This window comes from Streptococcus sanguinis (assembly GCF_050234405.1).
GTDB lineage: Bacteria > Bacillota > Bacilli > Lactobacillales > Streptococcaceae > Streptococcus > Streptococcus sanguinis_W.
This window is the reverse complement of record NZ_CP092117.1, coordinates 1,705,734-1,719,306: the sequence shown is the minus strand read 5'-3', so window position 1 is coordinate 1,719,306 and position 13,573 is coordinate 1,705,734. Positions and strand designations below refer to the sequence as shown.

General features: G+C 40.6%; 11 protein-coding genes. All 11 read left to right on the top strand.

Annotation, left to right across the window (positions count from 1 at the left end):
* The first annotated feature begins 84 nt into the window (after positions 1 to 84).
* The 11 genes from MFP28_RS08325 to acnA all read left to right on the top strand — a co-directional run bounded on the left by MFP28_RS08325 (position 85) and on the right by acnA (position 13,572).
* On the top strand, positions 85 to 1,131 hold the full coding sequence (locus tag MFP28_RS08325) for a D-alanine--D-alanine ligase (protein WP_032916013.1): 1,047 nt from the start codon (positions 85 to 87) through the stop codon (positions 1,129 to 1,131).
* A gap of 75 nt (positions 1,132 to 1,206) precedes the next feature.
* Positions 1,207 to 2,577: a UDP-N-acetylmuramoyl-tripeptide--D-alanyl-D-alanine ligase gene (locus tag MFP28_RS08320; RefSeq protein WP_002907021.1), complete on the top strand. Its 1,371-nt coding sequence runs from the start codon at positions 1,207 to 1,209 to the stop codon at positions 2,575 to 2,577.
* Positions 2,567 to 3,178: an NUDIX hydrolase gene (locus tag MFP28_RS08315; RefSeq protein WP_002907020.1), complete on the top strand. Its 612-nt coding sequence runs from the start codon at positions 2,567 to 2,569 to the stop codon at positions 3,176 to 3,178. The genes MFP28_RS08320 and MFP28_RS08315 overlap by 11 nt, the downstream gene beginning before the upstream one ends.
* A gap of 107 nt (positions 3,179 to 3,285) precedes the next feature.
* A complete protein-coding gene (locus MFP28_RS08310) occupies positions 3,286 to 3,972 on the top strand; it encodes a TIGR02206 family membrane protein (protein ID WP_002907018.1) in 687 nt (228 codons plus the stop codon).
* Between the two features lie 18 nt (positions 3,973 to 3,990).
* Positions 3,991 to 4,677 (top strand): TIGR02206 family membrane protein, encoded by a 687-nt coding sequence (locus MFP28_RS08305; protein ID WP_002907017.1) that lies wholly within the window; start codon positions 3,991 to 3,993, stop codon positions 4,675 to 4,677.
* 547 nt (positions 4,678 to 5,224) lie between these two features.
* On the top strand, positions 5,225 to 6,769 hold the full coding sequence (locus tag MFP28_RS08300) for a peptide chain release factor 3 (RefSeq protein ID WP_002897991.1): 1,545 nt from the start codon (positions 5,225 to 5,227) through the stop codon (positions 6,767 to 6,769).
* Positions 6,770 to 6,822: 53 nt separating this feature from the next.
* Complete coding sequence (locus tag MFP28_RS08295; protein WP_002907016.1) at positions 6,823 to 8,187, top strand: UvrD-helicase domain-containing protein; 1,365 nt, start codon at positions 6,823 to 6,825, stop codon at positions 8,185 to 8,187.
* Between the two features lie 12 nt (positions 8,188 to 8,199).
* Positions 8,200 to 8,883: a DarT ssDNA thymidine ADP-ribosyltransferase family protein gene (locus MFP28_RS08290; RefSeq protein ID WP_002907015.1), complete on the top strand. Its 684-nt coding sequence runs from the start codon at positions 8,200 to 8,202 to the stop codon at positions 8,881 to 8,883.
* A 1-nt stretch (position 8,884) separates the two neighbouring features.
* Complete coding sequence (locus MFP28_RS08285; protein ID WP_009659887.1) at positions 8,885 to 9,619, top strand: DarT1-associated NADAR antitoxin family protein; 735 nt, start codon at positions 8,885 to 8,887, stop codon at positions 9,617 to 9,619.
* A 169-nt stretch (positions 9,620 to 9,788) separates the two neighbouring features.
* A complete protein-coding gene (locus MFP28_RS08280; RefSeq protein WP_002907013.1) occupies positions 9,789 to 10,697 on the top strand; it encodes a magnesium transporter CorA family protein in 909 nt (302 codons plus the stop codon).
* Positions 10,698 to 10,908: 211 nt separating this feature from the next.
* Positions 10,909 to 13,572, top strand: a complete 2,664-nt coding sequence (gene acnA / locus MFP28_RS08275) for an aconitate hydratase AcnA (protein ID WP_002907012.1) — start codon at positions 10,909 to 10,911, stop codon at positions 13,570 to 13,572.
* Position 13,573: the final 1 nt, after the last annotated feature.

Below are 13,573 nucleotides of genomic sequence, written 5' to 3'. Positions count from 1 at the left end.
CAAAACCAAGCTTTTTAACTTGATTCTTCTCGGGCTGGTAGCTTTTGTAAATCGTACTATTTTTAGAAAATGATAGGAAAAATCATGGCAAAACAAAGATTGATTTTATTGTATGGCGGACGCAGTGCAGAGCGGGAAGTTTCGGTTTTATCAGCTGAGAGCGTCATGCGGGCTGTCAATTATGATAGATTCTCAGTGAAAACTTACTTCATCACCAAGGATGGAGATTTTATCCAAACTCAGGAATTTGAAGCAAAGCCAGCGGCTGATGAGAAGTTGATGACTAATGCCACAGTGGACATGTCTCGGAAGATTAAGCCCAGTGACATTTACGAAGAAGAAGCAGTGGTCTTTCCAGTCCTGCATGGTCCCATGGGCGAAGATGGCTCTATTCAAGGCTTCCTAGAAGTGCTCAAAATGCCTTATGTCGGCTGTAATATTTTATCTTCTGGCTTGGCCATGGATAAAATTACGACCAAGCGAGTGCTGGAATCGGCAGGTATTGCCCAAGTGCCTTATGTGGCGCTAGTTGATGGCGAGGATCTAGAGCAAAAAATCCAGGAAATCGAGGAGAAATTGACCTATCCAGTCTTCACCAAACCTTCCAATATGGGCTCCAGTGTCGGCATTTCTAAATCGGAGAACCAAGCAGAATTGCGTGCTTCTCTGGACCTGGCTTTCAAATATGACAGCCGGGTACTGGTTGAGCAGGGAGTAACGGCTCGCGAGATTGAGGTTGGGCTTCTAGGCAATGTGGATGTCAAGAGTACCCTGCCTGGAGAAGTGGTTAAGGACGTGGCTTTCTATGACTACGAAGCCAAATACATTGATAATAAAATTACCATGGATATTCCGGCCAAGATTCCAGAAGAAGTGGTGAGCCTAATGCGTCAAAATGCAGAGGCCGCTTTCCGAGCTCTGGGCGGTCTGGGGCTGTCCCGCTGTGATTTCTTCTATGCAGAAGATGGTCAGGTCTTCCTTAATGAGCTCAATACTATGCCAGGTTTTACCCAGTGGTCTATGTATCCACTACTCTGGGAAAATATGGGGCTGGCCTATCCTGACTTGATTGAGAAACTAGTTGGCCTAGCTGAAGAGGCATTTGCTAAGAGAGAGGCGCATCTTCTCTAAAATATGATATAATAGAGGGGCTGAAAATTTTCGGTCCTTTCTTTTTGCGAGCAAACCGAAAAACGAGGAAGAAGTATGAAATTAGATTTATATGAAATCGCAGAAGTCCTGTCTGCGAAAAATGATGTGACTCAGTTTGAAAATGTCTCTCTTAGAAATGCTGAGTTTGACAGCCGCTTGATTGAGTCGGGTGACCTTTTTGTGCCACTCAAGGGGGCGCGTGATGGCCATGACTTTATCCCAACAGCCTTTGCTCAGGGTGCTGCTGCCACCTTATCTGAGCATCCAGTGGCAGAGGGGGCTTATATCTTGGTCGATGATGTCCTGACGGCCTTTCAGCGCTTGGCCCAGTATTATCTGGAAAAGATGCAGGTGGATGTGCTGGCGGTGACAGGTTCCAACGGTAAAACGACAACTAAGGATATGTTGGCCCAGCTACTAGCAACCAGTTACAAAACCTATAAGACACAAGGTAATTACAACAACGAAATCGGTCTGCCCTACACGGTTCTTCATATGCCTGAGGATACAGAGAAAATTGTCTTAGAAATGGGGCAGGACCACTTGGGCGATATCCATCTCCTGTCGGAACTTGCCAAACCTAAGACGGGCATTGTAACTCTGGTCGGAGAAGCCCATCTGGAATTTTTCGGCAGTCGAGCTGAGATTGCCCAAGGCAAGATGCAGATTGCAGACGGTTTGAGAAAAGACGGTCTCTTGATTGTTCCGGCAGATAAGATTGTCAACGAATTTCTGCCAGCAGACTGTAAACTGGTTCGCTTTGGTCCTGATGCGGATATCTTCCTGACTTGCTTGGAAGAGCGCAAGGACAGCTTGAGCTTTGAATGTAACTTTTTAGAGCAAAGGATTGACCTGCCTGTGACCGGTAAGTACAATGCGACCAATGCCATGATTGCATCCTATGCGGCTTTGCAGGAGGGTGTATCTGAGGCGGCTATTGCTCAAGCCTTTTCTGAGCTGGAGCTGACCCGCAATCGAACGGAGTGGAAGAAAGCTGGTAATGGCGCGGATATCCTATCGGATGTCTATAATGCCAATCCAACAGCCATGCGCTTGATTCTTGAGACCTTCTCGACCATTCCTGCTAATCCAGGCGGACGAAAATTAGCGGTGCTGGCGGATATGAAAGAGCTGGGAGCGGACTCTAAGTCCATGCATGGCTCTATGATTACCAGCCTCAATCCAGAAATTGTGACCGACCTTTTCCTCTATGGGCAGGATATGGAAGCCCTCTATGACTATGCCAAGGAGATTTACCCGCCAGGAAAGGTGCATTACTTTATCAAAAATGACGAGAAAGACCAGTTTGAACAGCTGAAACAAGCTGTCAGAGAGAAGCTGACTCCTGCCGACCAAATTCTTCTCAAAGGCAGCAATTCTATGAATCTGGCTAAGCTGGTAGAGGACTTGGAAGATGGAAACTAAAGAAATTGCAAAAACCATTCAACGTCTCCTTTCTATTACAGAGACAGGTCTAGCATTTAGTCGTGATGAATTTGATCGAGAGCGTTACTTAGAACTCCGTCAGCTTTTGGGACACCTCCTGGCTGATTGGTCAGATTTGGATGAGAAAGAATTGGCAGAGCTGTTGCGCCCAACGGATTTTTATGCCACTCCCTTGATTGATGTCCGAGCTGTACTGGTTCGAGACGGAAAAGTCTGTTTAGTCAAGGGTAAAAATGAGAAAACTTGGGCTTTACCAGGCGGCTTTTGTGAAGTCGGCCTATCTCCTAAGGAAAATATCGTCAAGGAAGTCCAAGAAGAAACGGGATTTAATGTTTCAGTTTCGCGTCTGCTTGCAATTTTTGATACTAATAAATTTCAATTTCAGAGTAAGCAATATGCTAAACTGGTCTTCGAGTGTCAGATAGAGGATGGAGATTTTCAGCCTAATACAGAAATAGAAGAGTTAGCTTTCTTTGATATCCAATCTTTACCAGAATTATCTTCTAAGCGGACGACAAAAGAACAGTTGGAAATCCTTTGGGAGATTTATCAAGGAGATAGAGGACAATATTTGGATTAGTTAAGTAAGTTTCTGGAATGCTTTTTGTCTGAAAAAGCTAGAAATTATTGCAACAACAGGCAAACTCAACCTTGTTCAAACCTTATATTAGAATGGAAACCTAGGAGATGGGAATAAGAGATATGTTTACAACCTATAAAACCGAACCGCCTCAACTGGGGCTTTGGTATTTTGTTCTTTTGGGGCTTGTCTTTGCGATTATCTGGCTTTCCTATCGCTACTACAATCGGAAGCCTTACCAGCAGCTATTTGTCGGGATGCAAGCTTGCCAGCTGATAGGACTCTACTCTTGGTATATGCTGACTGCTGCCCCGCTGTCTGAGAGTCTGCCTTTTTATCATTGCAGAATGGCTATGTTTGCTTTGATGTTTCTGCCTAATCGCTCGGTGTATAAATTTTATTTTGCACTTTTGGGGACTTTTGGCTCGATTGTAGCCTTTATTTATCCGATTTTTGATCCTTACCCTTTTCCCCATATCACTATTTTGTCCTTTATCATCGGCCATCTAGCGCTTTTGGGAAATTGTTTGATTTATCTTTTCAGATATTATCATACTTTCTCTATGAGCTGGCAGCGAGTGGTGTGGACGACCTTTCTGATGAATGCTTTTTTGCTTGTTATCAATATGTTGACAAAGGGTTCTTATGGATTTCTCACAGATCCGCCGCTTGTTGGCAATCACGGACTCTTGCTCAATTATCTGCTTGTCTCAATCGTCTTAAGTGCAGCAGTCTGTTTGGTTTCTGATATTTTTAAGCGCGTGGAGCAGACCAAGACAGTCACCCTAACTTAATTATCTCATGGAGGATTTATGGAAGATTTTTTAACTACGACAAAAACGGTGGCACCGCCTATCTCGATTTTATGGTATGCTGTGATGATTGCTCTGGTCTTGCTGTCTATTTGGAGCTCGCTCAAATACCATGATAATCCGCGTTTTGTCAAGGCTTTTAAGTGGATTCAGATTGCCCAGCTGCTGATGCTTTATAGCTGGTATTTTGGTTTTCGGATTCCCTTTACCAACAGCTTACCCTTTTATCATTGCCGCCTGGCTATGTTTGCGGTGGTCTTTCTGCCAGACAAATGGCGCAGCAAGCAGTATTTTGCTTTATTAGGAGCCAGCGGAGCGGTCTTTGCCTTGGGCTATCCAGTCTTTGACCCCTATGATTTCCCGCATATTACAAGCTTTTCTTTCCTGATTGGCCACTATGCCCTCTTGGTTAATTCCTTGATTTATCTGATGAATCACTACGACAAGACCCTGCTCAAGAAATATATGATTGTAGCTTACACCTTTGGGCTCAATCTTTTCCTAGTCGGCGTTAATCAAGTGACCGGAGGTAATTACGGTCTGCTAAAAAGCCCGCCTTTTATCCCTAACGCACCCCTATGGATAAAGTATCTTCTTGTGTCGGTCATCCTTTCTCTGGCTCTGGTTCTCTTTGACATATTGTTTAAGATACGGTGGAAAAAGCAGTTAAGTTTGGTCCGCAGTTAATTCATCTCAAGTTTACAATTCCTGTCAAGTTAATGTGGCAGGATTTTTCTTAAATTAGAAAGTTTAATTATGACTTGCCTTGTTTGTAGTAACAAATGAACTGTTTGTCTATCAACTCTTTGAGCTGGTCGAGCTAGACGCTTTGTTCGTGAAATGAAATGCTTCAAATTTTGGGATTTCTTAAAGCTAACGGACAAAGGGAAGGAGACTTTGTCCTCTATCTCTTGAAACGGAATAAGGCCATTTTTCCATGACAGCTGAAGAGAAAGAAGAACTGGAAATCAGAAAATTGCCTGCTCTATTTACTAGTTTTAATCTTCATCTTTGCAGTTTTCCTCTTTAACAGTGTCATTGTTAGATTTTAAAGGAAATTTAGTTGACATGGGAGAATAGAATCGCTCGAAAGGGCGATTTTTATCTTCTTTAGATCATTGAAAAAAAGCGCTAAATCCGCTATAATAGGTAGGTTGAAAGGATTGAAATACTCCGATGTAAAATAAAAAATACTAAGATTCACCATTATCCTAAATAAAAGAAAGAGAAGAAAATGACTTTACAAGAAGAAATTAAGAAACGCCGGACCTTTGCCATTATCTCCCACCCGGACGCGGGGAAGACGACCATTACGGAGCAGTTGCTCTACTTCGGAGGCGAGATTCGTGAGGCTGGGACAGTCAAGGGGAAAAAGACGGGTAATTTTGCCAAGTCTGACTGGATGGATATTGAGAAGCAGCGGGGGATTTCAGTGACTTCCTCTGTCATGCAGTTTGACTACGATGGCAAGCGGGTCAATATCCTAGATACGCCTGGACACGAGGACTTCTCAGAAGATACTTATCGGACCTTGATGGCGGTGGATGCTGCGGTCATGGTTATTGACTCGGCTAAGGGTATTGAGGCCCAGACCAAGAAGCTCTTTGAGGTTGTTAAGCATCGTGGTATTCCAGTCTTCACTTTTATGAATAAGCTGGATCGTGATGGTCGCGAGCCCTTGGATTTGTTAGAAGAACTAGAAGATATTTTGGGCATTGCCAGCTACCCGATGAATTGGCCGATTGGCATGGGCAAGAGCTTTGAAGGTCTTTATGACCTCTACAATGAGCGCCTGGAACTTTATAAGGGCGAGGAGCGCTTTGCAACTCTGGCAGAAGGCGATCAACTGTTTGCTTCTAACCCTTTCTATGAGCAAGTTAAGGAAGATATTGAGCTCTTGAGCGAAGCTGGAAATGAATTCTCAGAAGAAGCGATTTTGGAGGGCAAGTTGACACCTGTTTTCTTTGGCTCAGCCCTGACCAACTTTGGCGTCCAGACATTCCTGGAAACCTTCCTCAAGTTTGCTCCGGAACCGCATGGCCACAAGAAGACAGATGGCGAGGTAGTCGAGCCACTCAGCCCAGACTTTTCAGGCTTTGTCTTTAAGATTCAGGCCAATATGGATCCGCGCCACCGCGACCGCATCGCCTTTGTTCGTATCGTTTCAGGCGAGTTTGAGCGCGGTATGAGTGTCAACCTGCCTCGCACTGGCAAGTCCGCCAAGTTGTCCAATGTTACCCAGTTTATGGCTGAGAGTCGGGAAAATGTGACCAATGCTGTAGCTGGTGATATTATCGGGGTTTATGATACGGGGACTTATCAGGTCGGCGACACCCTGACTGTAGGTAAGAATAAATTTGAATTTGAGCCTCTACCAACCTTTACTCCAGAGATCTTTATGAAAGTTTCGGCTAAGAATGTCATGAAGCAAAAATCCTTCCATAAGGGGATTGAACAGCTGGTACAAGAGGGAGCCATCCAGCTTTATACCAACTACCAGACGGGCGAGTACATGCTGGGCGCTGTCGGTCAGCTTCAGTTTGAAGTCTTCAAGCACCGCATGGAAAATGAATACAATGCTGAAGTGGTCATGAATCCTATGGGCAAAAAGACAGTCCGCTGGATTTCACCAGATGATTTGGACGAGCGTATGTCTTCTAGCCGTAATATCCTAGCCAAAGACCGCTTTGATCAGCCAGTCTTCCTCTTTGAAAACGACTTTGCCTTACGCTGGTTCGCGGATAAATATCCAGATGTCAAGTTGGAAGAGAAGATGTGATTCTAATAGGAAATAGTTTGCTTTGTAATATCATGATAGTTTAGGGGGATATAATGAAGAAACTAACGGGAGAACAAACAAAAATTCTTTATTTGCCAGATGAAAAAAATTTGGTTATTCTAGGTGCCGCTGGAAGCGGAAAATCCTTGGTGGCTTTATATAAATCAGTCTATTTAGCTATAAAGTATCCAAGTAAAAAAATAGGGATTGTTTGCTTCAATAAACCTATTATTGAGCAAATTAAAACACAACATTTACCACAATTATGTCAGAATTTGCAGATTCAAGTCCCAAGAAATATTTCTGTTACAACATACCATAGCCTAGTTTGGAATACGTTAAGAAAATTAAATTCAGGCAACGAAATAAAATGTTTAGATTTTATAAAAGTTAATGAAAAGGAAAAATGTATAAACGATTCTATAAAAAAACTGGCAGAAATAGAAAAGTATACTGACAGCAGAATTCTTAATAGAGAAATAGATTTTTTTAAAGAAGAGATTTCCTGGCTGCAAGGAATGATGGTTAAAACGGAAGAAGAATATCAAGAACTTGAAAGAACAGGAAGGGGACGAAAAAATCCAGTTAACAAAGGAGAGGAGAGAGAGTTAGTTTATAGGATATTTAAAGGGTATAAATATTATAGAAGTCAATTGAATCCACCTAAATATTTTGATTATGATGATATTTCTTGGAAATTAGAGGAGAGAAAGGAGCGTATACCGGATAAAGATAAGTTTGATTTCTTAATTATAGACGAATTTCAAGATATGGATAAAGCGAAGATACAATCTTTAACCTATTTAACTAAGGAAAATGGAGCTTGTATTTTATTAGGGGATTATGCTCAACAAATTTTAGGAACTAAGATTTCCTTTAAACAATTAGGTGTCAATAATATATCCAAAGAGACTTTTGTTAAAAATTATAGGAATACAAAACAAATTAGTAATTTGGCAAATATATTGATTGAAAAAGGCTTTATAACGGAAGAAGAGGATGAAAAAATTAGCCGAGTTTCGTCTAGAAGAGATGGAGAAATACCACAATTACAACAGGCTAATAGTTTTGAAGTATATAAAAACATTATTTCGAGTTTTTTTACGAATAAAATAGGTAGCAACGGAATTATTCTAATGGATCCCACTTCTTTTAAAACTATAGCAAAAATTTTAAAGGTTCTGGACTTAGATAATCATGTTGAACTTTATACTATTAATCAAGTCAAAGGTTTAGAATTTGATAATGTCTTAGTACTTGATATAGATAAAAGCAAATACATAGAAGATTATAGCAATCTTGAAGATAATGAAAATAATGAAGTTGCAAAACAATTATATGTTGCAATTACTAGGGCAACTACTAATTTGGCTTTAACATATCAAAACTATGATATGAATTTTTATCTTGGTGGATAGGGGAAGGTTAATGTGAATCAAGAAATTGTTTTTAAAAAAGGCATAACTCGTCTTTGCCATTTTACAAAGTCTTCCAATCTTCCTTATATATTAGGAACTGGTGATGAGGAGGCTAATGGTATTATTTCTAATAAAGCGATTAGAGACTCTGAATGCAAGTTTTTGAAATTAAATGATATTCATCGTTATGATAATCGCCCTGAATTGATATGTCTTTCCGTAGAGTATCCAAACTTTTTCTTTTTTGAAAAATCAATTGAAAAAGAAAAAGAATCGCTTTTGAATGATTGGGTTGTCTTGCTAATTTCTCCTAGTATAATTAACGAAGAGACATATTTTTGTCCTGTCAATGCTGCAAAAAACAGAGGTGCTCATATAGGTAAAGGGAGCCAAAAGTTTATGGAGTTATTTAATACAGAGGTTCTAGGGCTTAATCGTAGTGTCTCAATGTTACCTAATATACCAACCAATAATCAAGCAGAAGTTTTATCTCCAGATATGATTCCGAAAGATAAAATAATAGGTTTGGTTTTTAGTAGCAAAAAGCAAGCTAGGGATGAAGTGTTAAGATTAAAGTTGTGTCAGATAGAACTAAGGAATTTAAAAATATATTACTCTCATGAATGGTTTAAGAGAAATTCAGCATACAGTATTATGCAAGGAAAAGTGTTAAAATTATATGAATTGGAGGAGTAGAATGGCAGAGAGATTTGTCTATATATATGAATCAAGTTCAAACAGTTTTAAAAAAGAGAATATAAAATTCAATTGGTATCCGGGTTTCTCAGTTTCGCAAAAACAAAGATCTATACATTCGCTTCACAAAGAATTCAAAGAAAAATTTGGGAATTTAAAAGTATTAGAAGTTTCCACTGCTTCTGAAGAAGAGTTTGGGAAAGAATGTAGTGCCTTTAATCTTCAACTTACATTGCGTAATGGTAATAAATACTCTGTAGAATCTTTATTTCAGTCTTCTAAAGTGTTTAAGAATTATGGACGTGTAAATCAAGATTTGGATTTGGATGCCAAGGCAGTAAAGAGACAAGTTCGCTCAATTGAGGTAAATGATAAATTAATTGAATTCGATTTTTTAGGAGTAAAATTTCCTCTGCTACCACGTACTTATTTTTATAACTGGTTATACGTAAATGCGTTATTTCAAAATACAGAATTATCTAATTTCATTCTTCAATACGATGCTTTTACAGATATAAATTTTAATCCAAACAAATCTATAAATTGCCAGGCTGAGGCTTGCTCAATATTTTTATATCTGGCTAAGAATTCCTTATTAAACGATTCAATTCGAAGTCCTAAAAAATTTTTAGAGCTCGTTTATAGGAAAAAAGATAAAGAATTTATTTCTGAATTAGGAGAAATAGAAAGCGAAACAGAAACAGATATTGAAGGAGAACAGTTGACCCTTTTTTAAAAAAATAGCAACAATTTTCAAAATAAAGAATTAGAAATTATTAGCAATTAATGAGAAAACTAAAAGAAAAGGCAACTTTTATAATTGGATTAACATGCATTTATATTCAAAAAGATAGAAGGTAAGATAATTTTGTGAGCACTAAGTGTTCCTCATAGAAAGGAGCTCCATGTTTTTGGAAAGAAAACTAAAAGATCAGTCTGTCTGGATCAACATTGACTCAGATAGTTTCAAAAAGAACGCCCGGATTTATCAGGATTATGAGATTGATAAAGAGACCATCGAGTATGCGCTTGATAAGAACGAGCGGGCTCACATGGACTACAATCGTGAGAATGGAACAGTTGTCTTTATCTACAATGTCCTTAATCTAGCGACAGATAAGGAATATTATGAAACGATTCCCATGACCTTTGTAGTGCAGCAGGGGCGGCTCATTACTATCAGCAACCAAGACAATGCCTATGTTGTGGACATGATGAAAGCCTATACTGAGTGCCATGAGCCAGTATCGGTCTATAAGTTTCTCTTTGCTAGTCTAGAGTTAATCTCCAATTCTTACTATCCGGTTGTTGAGCGGATGGACAAGCGTAAAGATGAGATTAATGCTCTCCTGCGTCAGACAACTACCAAAAAGCATCTTTTTGCTCTGTCTGACTTGGAAACTTCTATGGTCTATCTAGTTGCTGCAGCTAAGCAGAATCGCATGCTCCTAGAGCATATCAAAAGTCATGGCATTTACCGACGTTTTGATGAATTAGAAACCGAGCAGTTTGAGGATGCTATGATTGAGGCTCGTCAGCTCGTTTCGATGACTGATCTGATTGCTCAAGTTCTCAGCCAGCTCTCTGGCTCCTACAATAATATCCTGAATAACAATCTGAATGACAATTTGACGGTCTTGACCATTATTTCGGTCCTTTTGGCAGTACTCGCAGTTATCACGGGTTTCTTTGGTATGAATGTTCCTCTGCCCTTGTCTAATGATAAAAACGCCTGGATTTATATTGTTGTCATTAGTTTGATCATCTGGGGACTTCTAACCAAGCTTCTTAAATGGTTAGCCAATAAGAAGTAAGCATTTGAAATTATTTTACCTATAACAAGCACCGAGAATGGTGCTTGTTTTTTCGTGCTTGGGAAAAATAATCATTAGTACAGTTTGCCTATATTTAAAAAACTGTTATTTTATGTTATAAAATATAACATAAAAATTATAATTTTTATTGCATAAAATTTCATAATGAAGTATAATATAAAACAATTTAAAATAAGTGAGGGGTAGAAATATGGCAGAATACCTAAACGATTTAAATTACAAAGGTAAAGTATACCAATATACAGACCTTAGGGAAGCCTCGGCTCTACTAGGAGGGGATATAGAAGGGCTTCCTTATTCTATACGAATATTATTAGAAAGTGTTCTTCGTAAGGAAGACGGAATTGATGTAAAAAAAGATAACATTAACTCTTTGGTGCATTATCAAGCTAAATCACCAAGCGGAGAAGTGCCTTTTAAGCCTAGTCGAGTTATTCTCCAGGATTTTACAGGTGTTCCTGTCGTGGTGGATTTGGCTAGTATGCGCGATGCTATTGTCGGGCAGGGAGGTCAGGCTGATCAGATTAATCCAGAGATTCCGGTTGATTTAGTTATTGATCATAGTGTTCAGGTGGACTTTTATGGCTGTGACACAGCTCTAGAGGCCAATATGAATCAAGAGTTTGTCCGTAACAATGAGCGCTACGAATTTCTCAAGTGGGCAGAAAAATCATTTGATAATTATCGAGCTGTTCCTCCTGCTACTGGGATTATCCATCAGGTCAATATCGAATTTCTCAGTGATGTCATCATTGAAAAGGATGGTCAACTCTATCCAGACAGCATGTTTGGAACGGATAGTCATACGACAATGATTAATGGGATCGGTGTTCTGGGCTGGGGAGTCGGTGGGATTGAGGCTGAGGCTGCCATGTTAGGTGAAGCTTCTTATTTCCCAGTTCCTGAGGTGATTGGTGTTCGTCTCTTGGGTAAGCTGCCTAAGATTGCGACTGCGACGGATTTGGCTTTAAAGGTCACGCAAATCTTGCGGCAGGAAAATGTTGTTGGTAAATTTGTCGAGTTCTTTGGGCCTGGTTTGTCTAATCTAAGTCTGGCTGACCGAGCAACGGTGGCTAATATGGCACCGGAATATGGAGCTACCTGTGGTTATTTTCCGATAGATGAGGAAACGCTCAATTACATGCGTCTGACTAATCGGTCAGAAGATCATATCGAGCTGACCCGTCTCTATTCTCAAAAAAATCACCTCTTCTATGATGAAAGGGTTGAGCCGATTTATACCAAGGTAGTTGAAATTGATTTGTATGGCATTGTGCCGAGCATCTCAGGACCCAAGCGGCCCCAAGATCTAATTGAATTAACAGCTGCTAAAGAGGAGTTTCAAGCTAGTCTAGTAAGAGAAGCGGGGGTCCGAGGCTTTGGTCTAGATGAGAGCGAGCTGGAAAAGTCAGTAGTGGTTCAATTTTCTGATCATGAGGAGACGATTAAGACCGGCCATGTGGCTATCGCTGCCATTACTAGCTGTACCAATACATCTAATCCCTATGTCTTGATAGCGGCAGGGCTTTTAGCCAAGAACGCAGTAGAAAAAGGCTTACGGGTTTCAAAGACAGTCAAGACTTCTTTGGCTCCTGGCAGCAAGGTGGTTACAGGCTATCTCAAGAAGAGTGGTCTGCAAACTTATCTGGATCAGCTTGGTTTCAATGTTGTCGGCTATGGCTGTACCACTTGTATTGGAAATTCAGGAAATCTCCGACCGGAAGTGGCTCAGGCGATTATGGATACTGACTTGCTGGCTAGTGCTGTTCTTTCAGGAAATCGGAATTTTGAAGGACGAATCAATCCACTGGTCAAGGCCAATTTCCTAGCTAGTCCGCCCTTGGTGGTCGCCTATGCTCTGGCTGGAAATACCAATATCAATCTGACTAGCGAGCCACTAGGTTATGATCAAAAAGGGCAGCCAGTCTATTTGGTGGATTTGATGCCGGAGCACGACTTGGTTGCTGACTATGTTCAAAAATATGTGACGCGCCAGCTTTTTGAAAAAGAATATGCCCATGTGTTTGATGACAATGAAAAATGGAATCAGATTCCGACAGCCTCTTCTCAGAATTATCAGTGGAATCAGGCTTCGACCTATATTCAAAATCCACCTTACTTTGATGGCTTAGCTGATGATTTAGCCATTCAGCCGCTGAAAAATCTTGCAGTGCTGGCAAAATTTGGGGATACGGTGACGACAGACCATATCTCCCCAGCAGGAAATATTGCCAGAAAAAGCCCTGCAGCTTCCTATTTGCTAGATCATGGAGTGGATTACCAAGAGTTTAATTCCTATGGCAGCCGTCGGGGTAATCATGAGGTCATGATGCGGGGGACTTTTGCCAATATTCGGATTAAAAATGAATTGGCGGATGGGAAAATTGGTGGTTACACAGATTATAAAGGAGAGCTGCTATCCATTTATGAGGCGGCCATGCGTTACAAAGAAGAGCAAATTGACACCATTGTCCTAGCTGGTAAAGACTACGGTATGGGTTCCAGCCGTGATTGGGCAGCTAAGGGTGCTAATCTTTTGGGTGTCAAGGTGGTCTTGGCAGAGAGTTTTGAGCGTATCCACCGGTCAAATCTGGTCATGATGGGGATTCTTCCTCTGCAGTATCTAGAGGGCGAAAATGCGGATAGTCTAGGCTTAACAGGCAAGGAGACTTTCGATATTAATCTGCCACAGAATCCTCAAGTTGGTCAGCTAGTTGATGTGATAGCTAGGAAGGGTGCTGAAGAAATAGATTTTCAAGCTCGACTGCGTTTTGATGCAGAGGCGGATATCCGTTACTATGAAAATGGGGGGATTTTGCCCATGGTCGTTAGAAAGAAATTAGAGGAGGTGTGAG

Bases quoted from the DNA above. Each gene is read 5' to 3' on its own strand.
- MFP28_RS08310 (WP_002907018.1), top strand. From the start codon at position 3,286: ATGGGAATAAGAGATATGTTTACAACCTATAAAACCGAACCGCCTCAA.
- MFP28_RS08320 (WP_002907021.1), top strand. From the start codon at position 1,207: ATGAAATTAGATTTATATGAAATCGCAGAAGTCCTGTCTGCGAAAAAT.
- acnA (WP_002907012.1), top strand. From the start codon at position 10,909: ATGGCAGAATACCTAAACGATTTAAATTACAAAGGTAAAGTATACCAA.
- MFP28_RS08305 (WP_002907017.1), top strand. From the start codon at position 3,991: ATGGAAGATTTTTTAACTACGACAAAAACGGTGGCACCGCCTATCTCG.
- MFP28_RS08325 (WP_032916013.1), top strand. From the start codon at position 85: ATGGCAAAACAAAGATTGATTTTATTGTATGGCGGACGCAGTGCAGAG.
- MFP28_RS08285 (WP_009659887.1), top strand. From the start codon at position 8,885: ATGGCAGAGAGATTTGTCTATATATATGAATCAAGTTCAAACAGTTTT.
- MFP28_RS08295 (WP_002907016.1), top strand. From the start codon at position 6,823: ATGAAGAAACTAACGGGAGAACAAACAAAAATTCTTTATTTGCCAGAT.
- MFP28_RS08315 (WP_002907020.1), top strand. From the start codon at position 2,567: ATGGAAACTAAAGAAATTGCAAAAACCATTCAACGTCTCCTTTCTATT.
- MFP28_RS08280 (WP_002907013.1), top strand. From the start codon at position 9,789: ATGTTTTTGGAAAGAAAACTAAAAGATCAGTCTGTCTGGATCAACATT.
- MFP28_RS08300 (WP_002897991.1), top strand. From the start codon at position 5,225: ATGACTTTACAAGAAGAAATTAAGAAACGCCGGACCTTTGCCATTATC.